Origin of the sequence: Micromonospora sp. NPDC048947 (genome assembly GCF_040649495.1) — a bacterium.
Classification (GTDB): domain Bacteria; phylum Actinomycetota; class Actinomycetes; order Mycobacteriales; family Micromonosporaceae; genus Micromonospora; species Micromonospora alfalfae.
In genome coordinates this window covers 126,433-145,310 of record NZ_JBEZFO010000007.1, presented here as the reverse complement: position 1 = coordinate 145,310, position 18,878 = coordinate 126,433, and the positions used below count along the sequence as shown (strand labels likewise).

Below are 18,878 nucleotides of genomic sequence, written 5' to 3'. Positions count from 1 at the left end.
CAGGTCGCGGGGGATGGCCTGCATCGCGGCCAGCAGGATCAGCGCGTTGTAGCCGGTCCACCGCCAGTCGACCATCGCGGCCGCCGCACACCGGCCGGAGAGAGGAAGGGAGGGAGGAAAGATGGCAACCGAGACACTGACCGCCGTGGCGACCGCGCGCGGCCCGCGCCGACGCACTGGAAGCATCCGCAGCAACGAGAACCTCGCCGGCTGGCTCTTCGTCGCGCCGGTGATCGTCATCCTGGGGTTGTTCCTGCTGCTGCCGATCCTGATGGCGCTCTGGGTCAGCCTGACCGACTGGAACGGCCAGGGCAGCCCCTTCACCGGCGACGTCCCGTTCGTCGGCGGGCACAACTACACCCAGTTGTTCACCGAGGACGGGCTGGCCCGCCGCGACTTCATGACCAGCATCCGCAACAACATCTACTACGTGGCGATAGTGGTGCCGGCGCAGACGGTGCTCGCGCTCGGGCTGGCGTTGGTAGTCAACAACCGGATACTCAAAGGCAAGAGCTTCTTCCGCAGCGCCTTCTACTTCCCCTCGGTGACCAGTTCGGTCGCGATCAGCGTGGTGTTCCTGTTCCTCTTCGCCAACTCCGGCGCGGTGAACGCGCTGCTCGGCTTCGTCGGGATCGACGGCCCGGAGTGGTTCGCCGACTCCCGGGGGGTGCTGCACCTGTTGTTCGGCGCGGTCGGCGTCGACTCGCCACCGGCGGCACTGGCCGACGGCGGCCCGTTCGGGTTGACCTGGTGGGACTGGCTGGCCGGCCCGAGCGTGGCGATGATCTCGATCATCACGTTGGTCGTCTGGACCACCTCCGGCACCTTCATGCTGATGTTCCTGGCCGGGTTGCAGAACGTGCCGGTAACCCTGGACGAGGCGAGCACCCTCGACGGCGCGTCCCGATGGCAGCGCTTCCGGTACGTCACCCTGCCGATGATCAGGCCCACCATGTTCCTGGTGCTCACCCTCGGCATGATCGGCTCCTGGCAGGTCTTCGACCAGGTGTACGTGATGAGCCAGGGCGACCCGGCCAAGACCACGCTCACCCCGGCGTACCTGTCGTACCGGACCGCCTTCCGGGACTTCGACTACGGCTCCGGCGCGGCCATCTCGTTCGTGCTGTTCCTGATCATCATCGTGCTCACACTGATCCAGCGCCGGGCGCTGGCCGAGCGGAACACCGACCGGCTGCGCCGCGGCTGGCGGCGTCGGCGCGTACCGGAAAGGTCCTGAGATGGCAGTGCTCACCGACCGCCCGGCGGCGACGCCCGCCCGGCGTCACCAGCGCGCGGCCCGCACCCTGGCCACCCGCTTCCTGGGGTACGCCACACTGGTCTTCTTCGGGCTGGTGTTCCTCTACCCGTTCGTCATCCAGATCGGCAACGCGCTCAAGACCGAGCCCGACGCCGCGGCGAACCCGCTCTCACCGTTCCCGGACCCGCTCACGCTGGCCGGCTTCGAACGGATCTTCGCCGGCACCAACTTCCCGCTGTGGCTGGGCAACTCACTGCTGGTGACGGTGCTGGTCACCATCGGCCGGGTCTTCTTCGACTCGCTCGCCGGGTACGCGCTGGCCCGGCTGCGGTTCCGCGGCCGGGGCGGACTCTTCGCCGCCGTCATCGCGGTGATGGCGGTCCCCGGGGTGGTGCTGCTGATCCCGAAGTTCCTGGTGCTCAACCAACTTGGCCTCTACAACAGCTACGCCGGTCTGGTGGTGCCGCTGCTGGCCGACGCGGCGGGCGTGTTCATCATGAAACAGTTCTTCGAGTCGATTCCGGTGAGTGTCGAGGAGGCCGCCCGGATCGACGGGGCGAGCATCTTCCGTACCTTCTGGTCGGTGGTGCTGCCGATGGCGAAACCGGCGCTGATCACCCTCACCATCCTGTCGTTCCAGGGCTCCTGGAACGAGTTCCCGCACAGCCTGGTGTCGGTGCAGGACCCGGACCTGTTCACCCTGCCGCGCGGGTTGGCCGACCTGGTCAGCGGCTCGCTCGGCAAGGGCACCCAGTACCCGCTCAAGCTCGGCGCCGCGCTGCTGGCCACCATCCCGGTGGCGATCATCTTCGTGGTGTTCCAGCGGTACTTCGTCCGCGACGCCAACGACGGCTCCGACAAGGGCTGATCCGGTCGGTGCGGCGGCCCCGACCTCGGGACCGCCGCACCTGTCACTCGACCTTCTCGGCCGGAACGGCCACGTGCAGGCGCACCTGAGGCACCAGCATGTCGTCGACGTCCAGCGCCCGGGCCGCCCCGTCGAGCTCCCAACCGGTGCTGGTCAGGAACTTCCGGGTCGCCTCGTCACCCTCGAACGCCCAGGCCACCGCCCGACTCATCCCGTCCTCCCGCCACAGGTCGACGGCGGCCGCGAGCAGCCGACTGCCGTGCCCGCGCCGGCCCCACCGCGGCTCCACCAGCAGGTCGGTCACCGCCGCCACGTCCGGGCCGAGCGCCTCGGCCGGCTCACCCGGGGCCAACGCCTCGCCGTCGGCCGGGCCGGAGGCGGCGAACCCCACCAGATACGATTGCTCGGCCTGTTCGACGGCGACCAGCACCCGGTGCGCGCCCGAGGGCGGCTCCAGCACCGCGGCGCTCCACCGCCGGGCGAGGAACGCCTCGTCCAGGTTGTCGAGCACATGCCGAGGCAGGATCCGGCGGTACGCGACCCGCCAGGTCGCGAGCTGGATGCGTGCGATCTCGCCGGCGTCCTCGGGACGCGCCGGGCGGACGTACCCGAGAGCCATGGGACGGAAGCCTACGCAGGGCGAGGGAGACGACGGTGGCGCAGGGTGCCAACAGGACAACCGCGCAGGTCGTCGGGGTGGTGGTGCTCGCCGCGGCGGTCACCGGGTTCCTCGCCGTCGCCGCCGTCCGGCACGGGTTCTTCGACCTGAAGGTCTACTACGGCGCGTTGACCTGGTGGGTGCACGACGGCGGGGAGATCTACGACTACCTCAAGCCGGGCACCCAGTACGGCTTCACCTATCCGCCGTTCGCCGCGCTGGTGATGCTGCCGATGGCGTACCTGCCGTGGACGGCCGCGATCGTGGTGAGCGTGCTCGCCAGCGTGGCCACCACGGCGGTGCTGATCTGGTGGCTGGTCGACCCGATCGCCCGCCGCGCCGGCTGGACCCGGTGGTTCGCCCTCGCCGTGGCGCTCTGCCTGGCCGCCGCGTTCGAACCGATGCGGGAGACTGTCAACTTCGGCCAGGTCAACACGCTGCTGCTCTTCCTGGTGGCGGTGGACCTGCTGCGGCTGCTGCCGGCCGGAAACCGGTGGGCCGGTGTCGGCATCGGCCTCGCCACGGCGATCAAACTGACCCCTGGCGTGTTCATCGTCTACCTGCTCGTGACCGGGCGGTGGCGGGCGGCGCTCACCGCCAGCGGCACGGCCGCCGGTGTGTCGCTGCTGGCCGCCGCACTCTTCCCTGACGCGTCCCGGGAGTTCTGGACCGAGGCGCTGTGGAACACCGGGCGGGTGGGCGAACTGGCCTTCGTCTCCAACCAGTCGCTGCGCGGGGTGGTCGCCCGGCTCGACCCGGAGCACCCGAACACAGTGCTGTGGCTGCTGCTCGTGCTCGGCACCCTGGCACTCTGGGCCTGGCGCTCCCGGGCCGCCGTCGCGGCCGGCGACGAGGCCACCGGCCTGGCGCTGACCGGCGCGGTGATGTGCCTGGTCAGCCCGGTCACCTGGGTGCACCACCTGGTCTGGCTGCTGCCCGCCCTGATCCTGCTTGTCGACAACGCGATGGCCGCGCCGGCCGGCCGCCGACGGCAGGTCCTGCTGGCCGCCGCGACCATCGGGTACGCGGTGCTGATCAGCCGGACCGTCTGGCTCTGGGAGAAGGACTTCACCGGCGTCGACGGCTTCCTGGGCAGCAACGCCTACGTGTGGGTCAGTCTGGCGCTGCTGGCCTTCCTGCCGATCCGCCGGTGGCTGACCCCGAACGGGTCAGCGGTCGAGGCGTCCGGCGTACCGCAGCTCGACCAGCCCGACCGGCGGGCCCCCACCGGCCAGCGGCACCTGGTAGGTCGACCGCTCACCGTCCGGTGACAGGCCGACGCGCTCGCAGAAGCGCCGGGCCCGCCGGTTGTCCGCCAGCACCCACGCCCGGTAGCCGGCCCAACCCCGCTCGCTGAGCCCGCTCCGGGCCGCGTCGAGCAACGCCGCCGCGGTCCCGTCACCCCAGTGGGCCGGCTCCACGTAGAGCGCCACCACCTCGCCGACCGTCGGGTCCAGGTCGTCCCGGTCCTGGTTGCGACGGTACGGCCCGAAGGTGGTGAAGCCCACTACCAACCCGTCCACCTCGCCGAGCACTGTGGTGAACGGGTGTTCCGGATCGGCGGTGCCGACGTCGCGACGACGCTGCGCCCAGGCCACCACGTTGAGCCGCCCGAGCACCTCGTCCGGCATGAAGCCGGCGTAGCCCGACTGCCAGCCGTGCACGTGTACCCGGGCGACCGCCTCGGCGTCGTCCGGCTCCTCCCGACGGATGGTCAGCATTGCACCGTTCTATGCCCCGTTGGTCGTCACGTCCAGCTTCCCGCACCGGCGTCGTACCGATGAATTAATGTCGCCGACGATGACCGCACCGGAATCGCTCTCGCTCGCCCAGGCCCGCCGCGTGGCGCTCGCCGCCCAGGGCTTCGCCGACCCGGCGCCGACGGGCGTGCCCACCCGCCGGCACCTGCGTCGCGTGCTGGGCCGGGTCGGGTTGATCCAGATGGACTCGGTAAACGTGCTGCAACGGGCGCACTACCTGCCGCTCTACAGCCGGCTCGGGCCCTACCCGACCACGTTGCTCGACCAGGCCGCCTACCGACGCCCGCGTGAGCTGTTCGAATACTGGGGCCATGAGGCGTCGCTGGTCCCGGTGGAGCTGCACCCGATGCTGCGCTGGCGGATGGCCCGCGCGCACAGCGAATCCTGGGGCGGCATGCGGCGGATCGCCCAGGAGCAGCCCGAGCTGGTCGCCTGGGTGCGAGACGAAGTGGCCGCCCGGGGGCCGCTGACCGCCGCCGAGATCGAGCACGACGCTCCCCGCGAGACCGGCAACTGGGGTTGGAACTGGTCGGCGGTCAAGCGGGCGTTGGAGTTCCTGTTCTGGGCCGGGGAGGTGACCGCCGCCGAGCGCAGCACCTCCTTCGCCCGCCGCTACGACCTGCCCGAGCGGGTGCTGCCCGCAGCAGTGCTGGCCGCGCCCACACCCACCGACGCCGAGGCGTACCGGACGCTGGTTTCCCTCGCCGCGCGGTCCCTCGGGGTCGCCGCCGAGCCCGAGCTGCGCGACTACTTCCGGTTGCCGCTGGCCGGCGCCCGGCAGGCCGTCGCGGAGCTGACCGAGGCCGGTGAGTTGGTGCCGGTCACCGTGTCGGGCTGGCGGCAGCCGGCCTGGCTGCACACGTCCGCCCGGCTGCCCCGCTGGGTGCGGGGCAACACACTGGTCAGCCCCTTCGATCCGCTGATCTGGGAACGTGCCCGCACCGAGCGACTGTTCAACTTCAGCTACCGGATCGAGATCTACGTCCCGGCGCCACAGCGGGTCTACGGCTACTACGTGCTGCCGTTCCTGCAGGGCGACCGGTTCACCGCCCGGGTCGATCTGAAGGCCGACCGGAAGGCCGGGGTGCTGCTGGTGCCGGCCGCCTGGCTCGAACCCGGCGCCGACCCGGGGGAGACCGCCGTCGCGCTCGCCGCCGAGCTGTACCGCCTCGCCGGCTGGCTCGGCCTGGACGCGGTGGCCCCACCAGCGGCCGGCGATCTGGCCGGTCCGCTCACCGCCGCGTTGGCCGGCGTGTCCGGTGTACCGTGAGCGCGTGACGAGCGCTCCCGGACCGGTCGACCAGCCGCACCCCGCCCCCGGCGCGGTCCACACGGCGCCGGCCGACGGTGGAACGGGTCCCGCCGGCTCGGATCCCGGCGGTTTCGTTCCCGCCGGCGCGGGTCCCGGCGGGTTCGGTCCCGGCGGCGCGGGTCCTGGCGGTTTCGGTCCGGGCGGTTTCGGTCCGGGCGGTTTCGGTCCCGGTGGCTCGGGTCCGGAGGGTTGGCCGACCACCCCGCCGGGCGGCTACCCGGCGCCCGAGCCGGACCGGCTCACCCGGTTCGTGTTGCGACTCTACGAACGTTCCCCGCGCTGGGCAGTGCCGCTGGCCGCAGTCGGCTGCGTCGCCATCGGCATGAGCTACGCGCTGCTCAGCAACCCGACCTACGCCGACCCGGACGCAGCGCCCACCTGCCTGCTCAAGTTGACCACCGGGCTGGACTGCCCGGGCTGTGGCGGCACCCGCGCGCTCTGGTACGTGCTGCACGGCGACCTGCCGGCCGCCGCCCGGCACCACTTCCTGTTCGTCTTCGCGCTGCCGTTCCTCGCGTACCTCTTCGTGGCCTGGGCGGGGAACCAGGCGTTCGGTTGGCGACTGCCCGAGCTGCGGATCAGCTCGAAGGTCATCGGCGGTTTCCTGGCCGCGTGGCTGGCCTTCTCGGTGCTACGCAACCTGCCCTGGGCGCCGTTCACCTCGCTCTACGTCTGACCGCGTCCCCCGTCTGGCGCGCTGCTGTCTGACCGCGCCCCCGTCGGACGTGCCGCACCGGCCGCGCCGCTGCTCCCCGGACGCGCTGCTCCCCGGACGCGCTGCTCCCCGGACGCGCTGCTCCCCGGACGCGCCGCTGCGCGGATGCCGGGGCTCGGCCGGATGGCGCTGTTCGGGCGTCCTTTGGACCTGATTCGTTTACGACATCAGTGGGACTCCTCCAGCGCGCCCATCACCCATGATCGACTCGGCATCCGGGAAATCGGACCATCCACCCGACCCGGATAGCGCGACTTTCAGGAACCCGTGTCGATCACCCACTGAGCAGCCGCACAGCCGCACAGCCGCACAGCCGCGTCTGCGGCGCACGGCGGCCCGACGCGCCTCGCCCCAAGATCGCGCTCGATCCTGGATGTAGTGGGGTCGGGCGCGACGGATGCCACTACTTCCATGATGTTGCGCGATCTTGCGAGCGGAGACGGCTGCGAGGCCGCTCGGGCCCTGGTCGCTCGGCTCGTTCGGGCCCCGGTCGCTCGGCGCGCTCAGCACGCTTGGCGCGCTCAGCACGCTTGGCGCGCTCGGGTCGCTTGGCGCGCTCGGGTCGCTTGGCGCGCTCGGGTCGCTTGGCGCGCTCGGGTCGCTTGGGGGAGCGGCGCTCGGGCCTCGGCCGCCGGCTTCGGTAGCCCACCCGCCGGGGCTGATGTCGCCAACGATTCAGCTCCAAAGGACGCCAATGGAACTGTCCGCCCCGGCCTCGATGACGATGCCTCGGACCTCGGACCCGGATCTCGGACCCGGACCCGGATCTCGGACCCGGACCCGGACCCGGATCTCGGACCCGGACCCGGACCCGGACCCGGATCTCGGACCCAGACCCAGACCTCGGGCCCGTCTCGGACAACGTCCCGGGGGCGGCGGCGGATTCGGTGCTGTCTGAGTGATCGACATTGCACGGGGCGCGCCTGAGTTGGGTTGGGCGGCACCCCACCACTAAAGTCCCAGGAATGCCGGACATGGTGCAGCCCCAGGTCAAGTTGATCGCGTGGACCCAATTCGCGGCCCCGGACGACGTGCCGTGGTCGACCGACGCTGAGGGCGGCCAGGCGCTGGCCGAATTCGCCGGTCGGGCCTGCTACCAGTCGTGGAAGAAGCCGAACCCGGCGACCGCCACCAACGCCGGCTACCTGGCGCACATCCTCGAGGTCGGGCACCTCTCGGTGCTGGAGCACGGGTCGGTCACCTTCTACTTCACGGGGGTGTCCCGCTCGTTCACCCACGAGCTGATCCGGCACCGGCACTTCTCGTACTCCCAGCTGTCGCAGCGCTACGTCCCGGAGCGGGACGCGGCAATGGTCGAGCCGGTCGTCATCGCCGACGACCCTGAGCTGCACAAGAAGTTCGTGGAGGCCGCCGAGGCGAGCGTTCGGGCGTACACCGAGTTGCTGGAGGGCCTCGAGCAGCGCTTCTCCGACGAGCCGAACCCGACGCTGCGCCGCAAGCAGGCCCGGCAGGCGGCCCGCGCGGTGCTGCCCAACGCCACCGAGACCCGGATCGTGGTCTCCGGCAACTACCGGGCCTGGCGGCACTTCATCGCGATGCGCGCCACCGAGCACGCCGACGTGGAGATCCGTGAGCTGGCCGTGGAGTGCCTGCGCCAGCTCCAGGGGGTCGCCCCGAACGTGTTCGCCGACTTCGCGATCACCACGCTGCCGGACGGCACCGAAGTGGCGGCCAGCCCGCACGAGGCGTCCTGAGCCCTTCCCCGGCGGGCCCCGGCTGGTCGTCCGCTAGGTTGGAGGGTATGACGCACGACCACCTCGACGCCGCGTCCCGCCCGGCGTCCCGCCCCTTCGGCCGGCTTCTCACAGCCATGGTGACCCCGTTCACCCCGGACGGTTCCCTCGATCTCGACGGCGTCGCCCGGCTGGCCAGCCACCTGGTCGACGAGCAGGGCAACGACGCGCTGGTGGTCAACGGCACCACCGGTGAGTCGCCGACCACCACCGACGCGGAGAAGGAACACCTGATCCGGGCTGTGGTGGAGGCCGTCGGTGACCGTGCCAAGGTGGTCGCGGGCGTTGGCACCAACGACACCCGGCACACCATCGAGCTGGCTGCCGCCGCCGAGAAGGCGGGCGCGCACGGCCTGTTGGTGGTCACCCCGTACTACAACAAGCCGCCGCAGAGCGGGTTGCTGCGCCACTTCACCGCGGTGGCCGACGCCACCGGCCTGCCGGTGATGCTGTACGACATTCCGCACCGCTCCGGCGTGCCGATCGACACCGAGACGTTGGTCCGGCTCGCCGAACACGGTCGGATCGTCGCGGTCAAGGACGCCAAGGGCGACCTGACCGCCACCAGTTGGGTCACCAGCCGGACCAGCCTCGCCTTCTACAGCGGCGAGGACGCCCTCATCCTGCCGGCGCTGGCCGTCGGCAGCGTGGGCGTGGTCGGCACCTCGACACACTTCACCGGGGCGCTGACCGCACAGATGATCGAGGCGTACGACGCGGGGGACATGCCGGCCGCGCTGGCCCTGCACCGGCGGCTGCTGCCGCTGTTCACCGGCATCTTCCGTACCCAGGGCGCGATCCTGGTGAAGGCGGGCCTGGCATCGCTGGGCCTGCCGGCCGGCCCGGTGCGACCCCCGCTCGTGGACGCCACCGACGACGAGATCGCCCAGCTGCGCGCGGACTTCGCGGCAGCGGGCCTGGAGCTGCCCGAATGAACGAACGACACGATGGACGTCGAGTAACGGCGTCGCAGAACGAGGTGGACGCGTGACCGAGGCGCACATCGAGGCGGAACTACCCCCGCCGCTGCCGGAGGGCGGCCTGCGGATCATCCCGCTCGGCGGGCTCGGCGCCATCGGCCGGAACATGACCGTCTTCGAGTACGACGGCAAGTTGCTGATCGTCGACTGCGGGGTGCTCTTCCCCGACGTCGAACAGCCCGGTGTGGACCTGATCCTGCCCGACTTCGGCCCGATCCTGGACCGGCTCGCCGACGTCCAGGCGATCGTGCTGACGCACGGCCACGAGGACCACATCGGCGCGGTGCCGTACCTGCTCGCCCACAAGCCCGACATCCCGCTGGTCGGCTCACAGTTCACCCTCGCCCTGGTCGAGGCGAAGTTGGCCGAGCGGCGGATCCAGCCGTACACGCTGACCGTGCGGGAGGGCGGCCGTGAGCGGCTCGGCCCGTTCGAGTGTGAGTTCTTCGCCGTCAACCACTCGATCCCGGACGCCCTCGCGGTGGCCATCCGCACCCCCGCCGGCCTGGTGCTGCACACCGGCGACTTCAAGATGGACCAGCTGCCGCTGGACGGCCGGATCACCGACCTGGCCGGTTTCGCCCGGCTCGGCGCCGAAGGCGTCGACCTGCTGCTGTCCGACTCCACCAACGCGGAGATCCCCGGGTTCGTCACCCCGGAGCGGGAGATCGGCCCGGTGCTCGACTCGATCTTCGCGAAGGCCAAGGGCCGGATCATCGTGGCCTCGTTCGCCTCGCACGTGCACCGCGTGCAGCAGGTCTTCGACTCCGCAGCCGAGCACGGCCGCAAGGTCGCGCTGATCGGCCGGTCCATGGTCCGCAACATGGGCATCGCCCGGGACCTCGGCCTGCTCAACATCCCGGCCGGCCTGGTCATCGGGATCGAGGAGGCGACCACGCTGCCGCCGGAGCAGATCGTGTTGATGTCCACCGGTTCACAGGGTGAGCCGATGAGCGCGCTGGGCCGGATGGCCAGCGGCGACCACCGGCACATCACGATCGCCCCCGGTGACACGGTCGTGCTGGCCTCCTCACTGGTGCCCGGCAACGAGACCTCGGTCTACCGGGTGATCAACCGGCTCGCGCGGGCCGGCGCGGTGGTCGTGCACAAGGACGTGGCCAAGGTGCACGTCTCCGGGCACGCCCCCGCCGGGGAACTGCTCTACCTGCTCAACGTGGTCCGGCCCAGCAACCTGATGCCCGTGCACGGCGAGTGGCGTCACCTGCGCGCCCACGCCCGGCTCGGCATCGAATCCGGTGTCGCCGCCGATCGGGTGGTGCTCTGCGAGGACGGCGACGTGGTCGACCTGGTCGAGGGCCGCGCCAGCCTGGTCGGGCACGTGAAGAGCCGGTACGTCTACGTGGACGGCCTCGCCGTCGGTGACGTCAGCGAGTCGCTGCTCACCGAACGGCGGATCCTCGGTGACGGCGGCTTCATCGCCACCACCGTGGTCGTCGACTCGGTCACCGGCAAGGTGGTCGCCGGCCCGACGCTCTCCGCGAAGGGCTTCTCCGAGGACCCGGAGGCGTTCAACCCGGTGGTGCCGCTGGTCACCGAGGCGCTCAACCGGGCCGCGGCGGACGGCATCACCGACCCGCACCAGCTTCAGCAGATCGTCCGGCGGACGGTGGGGCGGTGGGTCAACGACAAGTACCGTCGTCGGCCGATGATCGTGCCCACAGTCGTCGAGGTCTGACCGCACGCGTCACGATGCCCGTCCGCACACGAGGTGCGGGCGGGCATCGCCGGTTTCCCGATCGGGCTCGCCGTTGCGGGTCAGCCGCGCTGGAGCCGGCGTCGCAGGAGCAGCAGTCCGCCGCCGAGGGCCAGCAGCGACACGCCGATCAGGCCGTACACGATGGTGGTCGTGCCGGTGCGCGGCAGTTCCGTCGCCTCCACGGCGGGCGTGGCCGGTGCCGTGGTCGCTGGTGTGGTCGGGTCGGCCGGTGGCGCGGTGGTTGCCACGCCGCCGCCTCCGGATCCGCCGCCGGTCAGGCGGAGCGTCACCGAGGTGTCCGGGTTGGTGTACCGGTTGGTGGGCGCGAGCCAGAGCCGAACGCTCTTCGTGCCGCCAGTGGCCGCCATCCGCACGTCGAAGCTGTCCGTGGCGCCGTCGGCGAGGCGGCGATCGCGCAGGATCTCGCAGCCCACACCGTTCATCCGGCCGCTGTCGGAGCACCCCGGTGCGGTCACCCGCACACCGTCCGGGGTGGCGACGTTCAACGAGTACCCGCCGATGTCGAACGTGCCGGTGTTCGTGACCAGGACCCGGATGGTCGCGGCACCGTCGACGACCGGGCCGGCGGTGGCCCGTAGCCGCAGCGTCGTGCGGTCCGGCCAGTTGATCCGGAAGTCGGTGGGTCGGTCGGCGCGGCCAGTGGCGTCCTGACCGGCGACGGAACCCCACTCGGTCACCCCGAAGACCGGCTGCGCAGCCGATGAGGTGACCGTCATGCGGTACGTCCGATCGCCTCCGGCGGGCAGTTCCGCGCCGCCGCAGACCCAGGTCCTCGGCGCACCGTCGCCGGCCCGGCAGTCGCCGCCAGCGGTCAGGTCGGCATCCTGTGGCAGGCGGAGCACGAAGAAGCCCTTCGCCGCTGCCGCACCCTCGTTGACGACAGTGACCTCCAGCGGACCCGACGGGTGCCACGGGTCGCCGCCCAGGAAGACGATGTCGGCCCGGGCCAGGATCGTCGGCGCGGCGCTCCCGGCCGTCGTGCTCGGCGAGACGGTCGGCTTCGCAGGGGCGGCACCGGCAACGGTCGGGGTGGCGAGGGCGGACAGGGCGAGCACGGCGGCACCGAGAATGCCGGACCGGAGCGGGCGGTTCATGACGACTCCCGAGGGGTTGCGGTGGGCTGACGGCGATATCACCCCGGTGCCGTTCTCCCGGTTGCGAGCTGTCGGATGTCGTGCAGTCGCGCGGCAACTGCAACCGTTGGCGCCACTGGCGAATCAGGGCAGCGCGGCGACCGCCTCGGCGTACGCGATGCCGGTGGCGATGGCGGCGTCCATGAGGATCCGCAACTGCGCCGGGGCGACCCCGTGCGCCAGGTCGGTGGCCACATCGCCGGCCAGCACCAACTCGTCGCCGAGGTCGTGCGCGTACGCCTTGGGCAGCAGCCGGTCGTGGTTCCAGGCGTTGCAGAAGGCGTACGCCTCGGCGCGGCGGGCCGCCGGTAGCCGGCGGTTGGCCATGGCGCGGGCGTGCAGCACCTCGCCGCGCTCACCGGCCCGCCGGAACTGGATCACCGTCCCCTCCCAGTGGCCGACAACCGTCTCGCCCTCGTCCACCAGGTACCGGTCGCCGCGCCCGTCCAGGATCCCGGTGATCATGGCGAGGGAAAGCGCGGACAACTCGCGTTCGCCCAGCTCGGGCTCGGCGTCGGCGTCGGCCTGGACGTCGGCCCGATCGTCGTCGGGCCCGTCAGGTTCGTCGTCGGTGGGCAGCGGGACCGGCGCCGCGAGCGGGCGTTCGGCCAGCCAGGCGGCCATCCGTCCGGAGTGGTGCCCCGTGCCGTTGCGCGCGTCGAAGCTGCCGGCCAACTCGTTGGCCACCCCGAGCAGCAGCGCCCCGAGCGTGGCGACGTCCAACTCGGTGGCAGTCCGCTCGCCGTACGCCGGTCGGGGCATCGTCCGCCCGCCCAGCCCCGCGTCGGCTGCCAGCCCGCAGACCAGTGCCCCGGCGGCGGCGAACTCCATGGCGGCGAGGTCGTCGGTCGGCCGGTCCAACCGGGGCAGCTGCTCGACCAGAATGGCCAGCCCGCGCTCCAGGTGCCCGCCCAGCGCGCAGAATCGCAGGTGCGCGGCGAGGTGCGGGAACGCCGCGCGCTCCCGGCGGTGCCGGCGGTACGCCCGCACGTGCGCCGTCGCCGCCCGCGCCGGCTCACCGGTGCGCAGTGCCGGCAGCAGACCGGCGACCAGGTCCCGCTCGGGCTGGTCGGTGCAGGACCGCGGGTCGCCGTCGGTTTCCCCGAGCTCGGTGACCGCGGCATGCCACTCGCCCCAGCCGGCCAGCAGTTCGGCACGCCGGGCCGAGGCGCAGCCCGGGCAGCCGCCGGCCGGTCCCGGCCGTTTTCCGGACCATCGCTCGTACCAGTGTCGGGCGGTGGGCTCGTCGCCCAGGTGATCGGCGATCCGGCAGTGCAGCTCCGCGACGGTCGGTGTGTCAGGGCCGTCCGCGCCGACGCGGTGGGCAAGGTCGTGCAGCAGGGACCGGGTCTGGTCCAGCCCGACCCGGGGGGTGCCGAGCAGCGCCTCGACCGCGTACCGCTGGTAACGCAGCAGCAGCCCGGTCTCCGTCTCGCTGAGCAGGTCGGGTCGGTGGTCGGCGGCGGCCCGGCAGCGCCGGACCGGCTCGACCAGACGCCACCGCTCCCCGTGCAGCAGGTACGCCTCGATCAGCGCGAACCGCGCGTCCATCCCGGACCGGACGTCGCCGGCCGCGTCGGCGCGTTCGGCGAGCCGCTCCAGGGCCACCTGCCGGGCCGGGCCGTCGGGGAGGTCCCGGGCCTCGGCGAGCGCGGCCTCCAGCGCCGGTACGCGGCCCTGCGCGAGGCGGTCACCGGAGCCGGTGGGTGGCGTGCCGGTGCGGCTGCCGGTGACGTCGTCCCGGCCGGTCACGACGGCACCGCGCCGGGCAGTCGACGGACCGCCACGGCCAGCTGGCAGCCGGTGGAGATGCCACAGTCGAGCAGTTGATCGAGCTGGTGTGGGGTCACGCCGCGTTCCAGGTCGGTGATCACCTCTCCGTACACCCGGGCGCGGCCGTCGTCGGCGACGTGGACGAACGCCTTGGGCCAGAGCCGGTCGTGGTTCCAGGAGTTGCAGAACGCGTACAGGTCGGGCACCCGTTCGATGCCGAAGGTCGGATCGACCATTGTGCGGATCTGGAGCAGCTCCCCATCCCCGCCGACGCGGAGGAACCAGATCAGGTTGTCGTCGAAGGTGCCCACCAGATCGCCGTCCGGGGTCGGGCCGACGGACCGGCCCCGGGCAGCGAGCACCGCGGCGACCAGTTCGCCGGTCAGCGGACGCAGCGCGCCGGGGTGCCCGGCCAGCGGATCGTCCGGATCGCCTTCGATTTCCGGCGACGCCATGGGGCATCCCTTCTGAGGCGGATATCACGACCGGCGGTGGGGTTCGTGTTACGACGCGCGGACACGACCCGGAAAAGCGGGGATCTGCCCGGCCCCACCGTTACCGTGACTCTATGGCGGGCCGTACCTCTCAGGCGAGCCGGCGGCGCGGCGCGTCGCCGCGCGGTGGCACCAACAGTCGTGCCCGTCAGCCGGCGAAGAAGAACACAAGGGCACCGGTCCGACGTCGCACCACGCCGCCCCGGCCCGGCCCGGCGGTCTACGTCGGCCGTGCGGTCGGTGCATTGTGGATGGGGCTGGCGCACGGGATGGGCTGGGCGGTGCGCGCCGCTGGCCGGCAGGCCGCCTCGGCCCGCGACCTCGACCCGGAGCACCGCCGGGATGGTGCCGGGCTGCTCATGTTCGGGCTCGCCCTGCTCAGCGCCGTGGCGCTCTGGCTGTCCGGAGCGGGGCCGGTGGGCGCGCGACTGGCCGACACGATCCGGCTGTTCCTGGGCGCGATCTCGGTTGTCGTACCGGTGCTGCTGATGATCGGGGCGTGGCGGCTGATGCGTCAGCCGGCCGATCCGGAGCACCGGGGCCGTGGGCTGATCGGCTGGGGTTCGCTGCTGGTGTCGACCGCCGCGCTGCTCCAGATCGGTCAGGACCCGGTCGACCCGCTGGAGCGGGACTTCGCCGGCGGTCTGGTCGGCGCGGGCGTCGGTGGGCTGCTGGAGCGGGCGGTCACCGCCTGGGTGGCGGTGCCGTTGCTCGTCCTGCTGCTGCTCTTCGGCCTGCTCGTGGTGACGGCGACGCCGATCAACAAGATCCCGGAGCGGCTGGGTCTGCTCGCCGGTGGGCTGGTGGGCGCACCGGAGGCGGATGAGGAGGCGGACGAGGTGGCCGTCAAGCCGGCGCGCAAGCGACCGGCGAAGCGGATGCCCGCACCACTGGACCCGGACGACTTCGAGGACGTCGACGGCGCGGACCTCCAGGAAACCATGGTGCTGCCGCGCAAGTCTCCGGCGAAGGTGCCGGCCAGCCGGAAGCCGTCGGTCGAGCCGCCGGAGCACTCGCCCGCCCCGACCCGTGCCGAGCAGCTCGCGTTGACCGGGCTGTCCGGGGACTACACCCTGCCGCCGGCCAACATGCTCAGCGCCGGGGCCGCCGCGAAGACCCGCAGCAAGGCGAACGACGAGGTGATCGCCGCTCTGACCGGCGTGTTCGACCAGTTCGATGTGGACGCCGCGGTCACCGGCTTCACCCGTGGCCCGACCGTCACCCGCTACGAGGTGGAGCTGGGGCACGGCGTCAAGGTCGAGCGGATCACTCAGCTGTCCCGCAACATCGCGTACGCGGTGAAGTCACCGGACGTACGGATCCTCAGTCCGATCCCGGGCAAGAGCGCCGTCGGCGTGGAGATCCCGAACACCGACCCGGAGAACGTCGCCCTCGGCGACGTGCTGCGTTCGCGCGCGGCGACAAGCGATCACCACCCGATGGTCGTGGCGCTCGGCAAGGACATCGAGGGCGGCTACGTGGTGGCCAACCTCGCCAAGATGCCGCACATCCTGATCGCCGGTGCCACCGGCGCGGGCAAGTCGAGCTGCCTCAACACCCTGCTGGTGTCGATCCTCACCCGGGCCACCCCGGACGAGGTGCGGCTGCTGCTGATCGACCCGAAGCGGGTCGAGATGACCGGCTACGAGGGCATCCCGCACCTGGTCACCCCGATCGTGACCAACGCCAAGAAGGCGGCCGACTCGCTGGACTGGGTGGTCCGCGAGATGGACATGCGCTACGACGACCTCGCCGCCAACGGGGTCCGGCACATCGACGACTTCAACCGCAAGGTCCGCAACGGCGAGATCACGGCTCCGCCGGGCAGCGAGCGCGAGATGCGTCCGTACCCGTACCTGTTGGTGATCGTGGACGAGCTGGCCGACCTGATGATGGTCGCGCCGCGCGACGTGGAGGACTCCGTCGTCCGGATCACCCAGTTGGCCCGGGCCGCGGGCATCCACCTGGTGCTGGCCACCCAGCGTCCCTCGGTCGACGTGGTGACCGGTCTGATCAAGGCGAACGTGCCGTCCCGGCTGGCTTTCGCCACCTCCTCCCTCGCGGACTCCCGGGTCATCCTCGACCAACCGGGCGCGGAGAAGCTGCTCGGCCGCGGTGACGGGCTCTTCCTGCCGATGGGCGCCTCCAAGCCGGTCCGGATCCAGGGCGCGTGGGTCACCGAGCGCGAGATCGCCGACGTGGTGAAGTTCTGCAAGGACCAGCGTGAGCCGGAGTTCCGCAAGGATGTGCTGGCCCCGGCACAGGAGAACAAGAAGAAGATCGACGAGGACATCGGCGACGACCTGGACCTGTTGGTGCAGGCGGTGGAGCTGGTGGTCACCTCGCAGTTCGGCTCGACCTCGATGCTGCAACGCAAGCTGCGGGTCGGTTTCGCCAAGGCGGGCCGCCTGATGGACCTGATGGAGACCCGGGGGGTGGTCGGTCCGTCCGAGGGGTCGAAGGCGCGCGACGTGCTGGTCAAGCCGGACGAGCTGGACGAGGTCCTGGCCGGCCTGCGCGGCGACGTGGACTGACCGGCGCTCGACCCCGGACGCGCGACGGGCCCGCCGGGATCCGGCGGGCCCGCGACGGGGGAGCGGTCAGTTGCTGATCAGAGCGCCGAGGATCACCAGGCTGATGATCGCGGCGACGACGCTGGCCGCGGCGGCGTACCAGCCCAGCGGCTTGTCACCGAGCACCGCGCCGACGACGCCAGCGATGACGCCGAGCACTCCGAAGATGATCGGGTTGAGCAGCAGGGCCAGGACCGCGAAGACGAAGCCCACGATGGTGAGGATGCGGGCGGCGTTGCTGCGGGGACGGGCGGTGCTCGGCATGTCGGCCATGTCTTCCTCCGGGTGAGAGCCTGTCGTGACGAATCGATCACTACCCACTGTGGGCGCTCGCCACGCCTGCCCGGCGGGGCACCTCAGTGGAAGATCTTCAACCCGATCACACCGGCGACCACCAGCAGGAGACAGAGGATTCGGGGCAGGCTCGCCGACTCGCCGAGCGCCAGCATCCCGATCAGCGCGGTGCCGACGGCGCCGATGCCGACCCAGACCGCGTAGCCGGTGCCGACGGGAATGTCCCGGAGCGCGTACGACAGCCCGGCCATGCTCAGCAGCAGGGTCACCACGAACACCACCGACGGGACCAGCCGGCTGAAACCGGCGCTGCGGTCCAGGGCGATCGCCCAGGCCGTCTCCAACAGTCCCGAGATCACCAGTACGAGCCAGGCCATCGCTTCACCTCACCGGAAGCGCCCGGGCTTCCGCGCCGGGACGAGTCGAGTCTGCACGTCACGCGGGGCGTCTTGGCCTGACCGGGTACGCCCACCACTCGTCCGGAGCGGCCACGAGCATCCGGCCACTGGTGTCGACGCTAGCACCGGCCCCGGTGGCGGGGAGGTGACCATCGCCACGGTCCGTTGACCTCCACTTGACTTCAACTTGCAGTATCGCCAGCATGACCATGCTCTACGCCGACCCCGAGGTCGCCGCCGCGCTGGACGCCGCCACCACTGTCGACGCCATGCGCGCCGCCCTCCTGGCCGCGTACGAGGGCCGCCTGATCGCGCCGCCCAGGGCCGCCGCACCGCTGAGCGGCGGACGGATGGTGCTCACCGCCGGGCACCTGGTCGGCGAGTGGTACGGCTTCCGCTCGTACGACACCTTCGGTCACCCGCAGGGCGAGCAGTTGGTGGTGCTGCACGACGCCCGGACCGGGGCGATCCGGGCGGTCGCCGTCGGCGAGGAGTTGGGCTCCCGTCGTACCGGAGGGTTGGGGGGCCTCGCTGTCGACGCGCTGGCCCGTCCCGACGCCGCCACCCTCGGGGTGATCGGCTCCGGCCGGCAGGCATGGACCCAGGTCTGGGCCACCGCCGCGGTCCGCCCGCTGCGTGAGGTGGTGGTGCACAGCCGCTCGGCCGCTCGCCGGGAAGCCTTCGCGGCCCGGGTCCGTGCCGAACTGGGGGTGCCGGCCCGTGCGGTGGCCGACCCGGGCGTGGCCGTCGCCGGGCGGGACCTGGTGGTGCTGGCGACCACCAGCCCGACCCCGGTGCTCTGCGCCGCCGACCTCAGCCCCGGCACGCACGTCAACGCTGTCGGTTTCAAGCAGCGCGACCGCAGCGAGTTCGGCAGCGACCTGCTGGACACCGCCGACCTGCTGGTCACCGATTCACCGGCCCAGGCGGCGGACTACCAGCCGCCGATGCTCGCCGCCTCACCCCCGTACGCCGGGCGGTTGCGCGACCTGGGCGGCATCCTGGCCGGCGCGGTTCCCGGCCGGACCACCGCGGACCAGATCTCCGTCTTCTGCTCCACCGGCCTGGCCGGCACCGAGGTGTTCCTGCTCGACGCGCTCACCCGGGTTGGCGTCGAGGCGCGCTGACCGGAATGACGTTCGCCTCCGTGTCGACAGTCTCCGCCGCAGC

At 71.8% G+C, this 18,878-nt stretch carries 17 protein-coding genes, 1 pseudogene and 1 riboswitch; of the genes and pseudogenes, 10 read left to right on the top strand and 8 right to left on the bottom strand.

The genetic code is table 11. The features are described 5' to 3' along the window. Window positions 1-87 (bottom strand): annotated as a pseudogene (locus AB0B98_RS12750) (sugar ABC transporter permease); the annotation flags it as partial. Between the two features lie 34 nt (window positions 88-121). Between AB0B98_RS12750 and AB0B98_RS12745 the strand changes: the two are divergent. Beyond that, window positions 122-1,237 carry a sugar ABC transporter permease gene (locus tag AB0B98_RS12745; RefSeq protein ID WP_357362586.1) on the top strand — a complete coding sequence of 372 codons (1,116 nt, stop codon included), beginning with the start codon at window positions 122-124 and terminating at the stop codon, window positions 1,235-1,237. Window position 1,238: 1 nt separating this feature from the next. After that, window positions 1,239-2,126 (top strand): carbohydrate ABC transporter permease, encoded by an 888-nt coding sequence (locus AB0B98_RS12740; RefSeq protein ID WP_204943843.1) that lies wholly within the window; start codon window positions 1,239-1,241, stop codon window positions 2,124-2,126. Between the two features lie 43 nt (window positions 2,127-2,169). Here the strand turns inward: AB0B98_RS12740 and AB0B98_RS12735 are convergent, their stop codons facing one another. Next, window positions 2,170-2,745 carry a GNAT family N-acetyltransferase gene (locus AB0B98_RS12735; RefSeq protein ID WP_238671766.1) on the bottom strand — a complete coding sequence of 192 codons (576 nt, stop codon included), beginning with the start codon at window positions 2,743-2,745 and terminating at the stop codon, window positions 2,170-2,172. Window positions 2,746-2,780: 35 nt separating this feature from the next. On the opposite strand from AB0B98_RS12735, the gene AB0B98_RS12730 reads away from it, so the two are divergent. Beyond that, on the top strand, window positions 2,781-4,055 hold the full coding sequence (locus tag AB0B98_RS12730; RefSeq protein ID WP_357362584.1) for a glycosyltransferase 87 family protein: 1,275 nt from the start codon (window positions 2,781-2,783) through the stop codon (window positions 4,053-4,055). Here AB0B98_RS12730 and AB0B98_RS12725 read toward each other — a convergent pair. Next, on the bottom strand, window positions 3,954-4,505 hold the full coding sequence (locus tag AB0B98_RS12725) for a GNAT family N-acetyltransferase (RefSeq protein ID WP_357362582.1): 552 nt from the start codon (window positions 4,503-4,505) through the stop codon (window positions 3,954-3,956). The two genes, AB0B98_RS12730 and AB0B98_RS12725, sit on opposite strands and share 102 nt — an antisense overlap. A gap of 79 nt (window positions 4,506-4,584) precedes the next feature. On the opposite strand from AB0B98_RS12725, the gene AB0B98_RS12720 reads away from it, so the two are divergent. The 5 genes from AB0B98_RS12720 to AB0B98_RS12700 all read left to right on the top strand — a co-directional run bounded on the left by AB0B98_RS12720 (window position 4,585) and on the right by AB0B98_RS12700 (window position 11,001). Next, window positions 4,585-5,814 (top strand): crosslink repair DNA glycosylase YcaQ family protein, encoded by a 1,230-nt coding sequence (locus AB0B98_RS12720; protein WP_357362580.1) that lies wholly within the window; start codon window positions 4,585-4,587, stop codon window positions 5,812-5,814. A gap of 4 nt (window positions 5,815-5,818) precedes the next feature. Next, window positions 5,819-6,532 (top strand): DUF2752 domain-containing protein, encoded by a 714-nt coding sequence (locus AB0B98_RS12715; RefSeq protein ID WP_357362578.1) that lies wholly within the window; start codon window positions 5,819-5,821, stop codon window positions 6,530-6,532. Window positions 6,533-7,545: 1,013 nt separating this feature from the next. After that, complete coding sequence (gene thyX, locus AB0B98_RS12710; RefSeq protein WP_357362754.1) at window positions 7,546-8,286, top strand: FAD-dependent thymidylate synthase; 741 nt, start codon at window positions 7,546-7,548, stop codon at window positions 8,284-8,286. Window positions 8,287-8,333: 47 nt separating this feature from the next. Further along, window positions 8,334-9,260, top strand: a complete 927-nt coding sequence (dapA, locus tag AB0B98_RS12705; RefSeq protein ID WP_238671771.1) for a 4-hydroxy-tetrahydrodipicolinate synthase — start codon at window positions 8,334-8,336, stop codon at window positions 9,258-9,260. 52 nt (window positions 9,261-9,312) lie between these two features. Next, complete coding sequence (locus AB0B98_RS12700) at window positions 9,313-11,001, top strand: ribonuclease J (protein ID WP_112586590.1); 1,689 nt, start codon at window positions 9,313-9,315, stop codon at window positions 10,999-11,001. Between the two features lie 80 nt (window positions 11,002-11,081). On the opposite strand, the gene AB0B98_RS12695 is transcribed toward AB0B98_RS12700, so the two are convergent. From AB0B98_RS12695 to AB0B98_RS12685, 3 genes are all read right to left on the bottom strand, one after another. Further along, window positions 11,082-12,137 carry an LPXTG cell wall anchor domain-containing protein gene (locus tag AB0B98_RS12695; RefSeq protein WP_357362576.1) on the bottom strand — a complete coding sequence of 352 codons (1,056 nt, stop codon included), beginning with the start codon at window positions 12,135-12,137 and terminating at the stop codon, window positions 11,082-11,084. A 123-nt stretch (window positions 12,138-12,260) separates the two neighbouring features. Beyond that, a complete protein-coding gene (locus AB0B98_RS12690; RefSeq protein ID WP_357362752.1) occupies window positions 12,261-13,838 on the bottom strand; it encodes a YbjN domain-containing protein in 1,578 nt (525 codons plus the stop codon). A gap of 86 nt (window positions 13,839-13,924) precedes the next feature. Then, complete coding sequence (locus AB0B98_RS12685; protein ID WP_357362574.1) at window positions 13,925-14,404, bottom strand: YbjN domain-containing protein; 480 nt, start codon at window positions 14,402-14,404, stop codon at window positions 13,925-13,927. 113 nt (window positions 14,405-14,517) lie between these two features. Between AB0B98_RS12685 and AB0B98_RS12680 the strand changes: the two genes are divergently transcribed. After that, the gene (locus AB0B98_RS12680; RefSeq protein WP_357362573.1) at window positions 14,518-16,977 is read left to right on the top strand and encodes a DNA translocase FtsK 4TM domain-containing protein; all 2,460 of its coding nucleotides are present in this window, start codon (window positions 14,518-14,520) and stop codon (window positions 16,975-16,977) included. A 66-nt stretch (window positions 16,978-17,043) separates the two neighbouring features. Here AB0B98_RS12680 and AB0B98_RS12675 read toward each other — a convergent pair whose 3' ends face one another. Both AB0B98_RS12675 and AB0B98_RS12670 read right to left on the bottom strand, forming a co-directional pair. Next, on the bottom strand, window positions 17,044-17,289 hold the full coding sequence (locus tag AB0B98_RS12675; protein WP_357362571.1) for a hypothetical protein: 246 nt from the start codon (window positions 17,287-17,289) through the stop codon (window positions 17,044-17,046). 83 nt (window positions 17,290-17,372) lie between these two features. Further along, window positions 17,373-17,687 (bottom strand): SMR family transporter, encoded by a 315-nt coding sequence (locus tag AB0B98_RS12670; protein ID WP_238671775.1) that lies wholly within the window; start codon window positions 17,685-17,687, stop codon window positions 17,373-17,375. A 61-nt stretch (window positions 17,688-17,748) separates the two neighbouring features. Next, a riboswitch (guanidine-III (ykkC-III) riboswitch) is annotated at window positions 17,749-17,819 on the bottom strand. Between the two features lie 92 nt (window positions 17,820-17,911). Between AB0B98_RS12670 and AB0B98_RS12665 the strand changes: the two genes are divergently transcribed. Next, a complete protein-coding gene (locus tag AB0B98_RS12665; RefSeq protein ID WP_357362569.1) occupies window positions 17,912-18,835 on the top strand; it encodes an ornithine cyclodeaminase family protein in 924 nt (307 codons plus the stop codon). Window positions 18,836-18,878 lie beyond the last annotated feature (43 nt).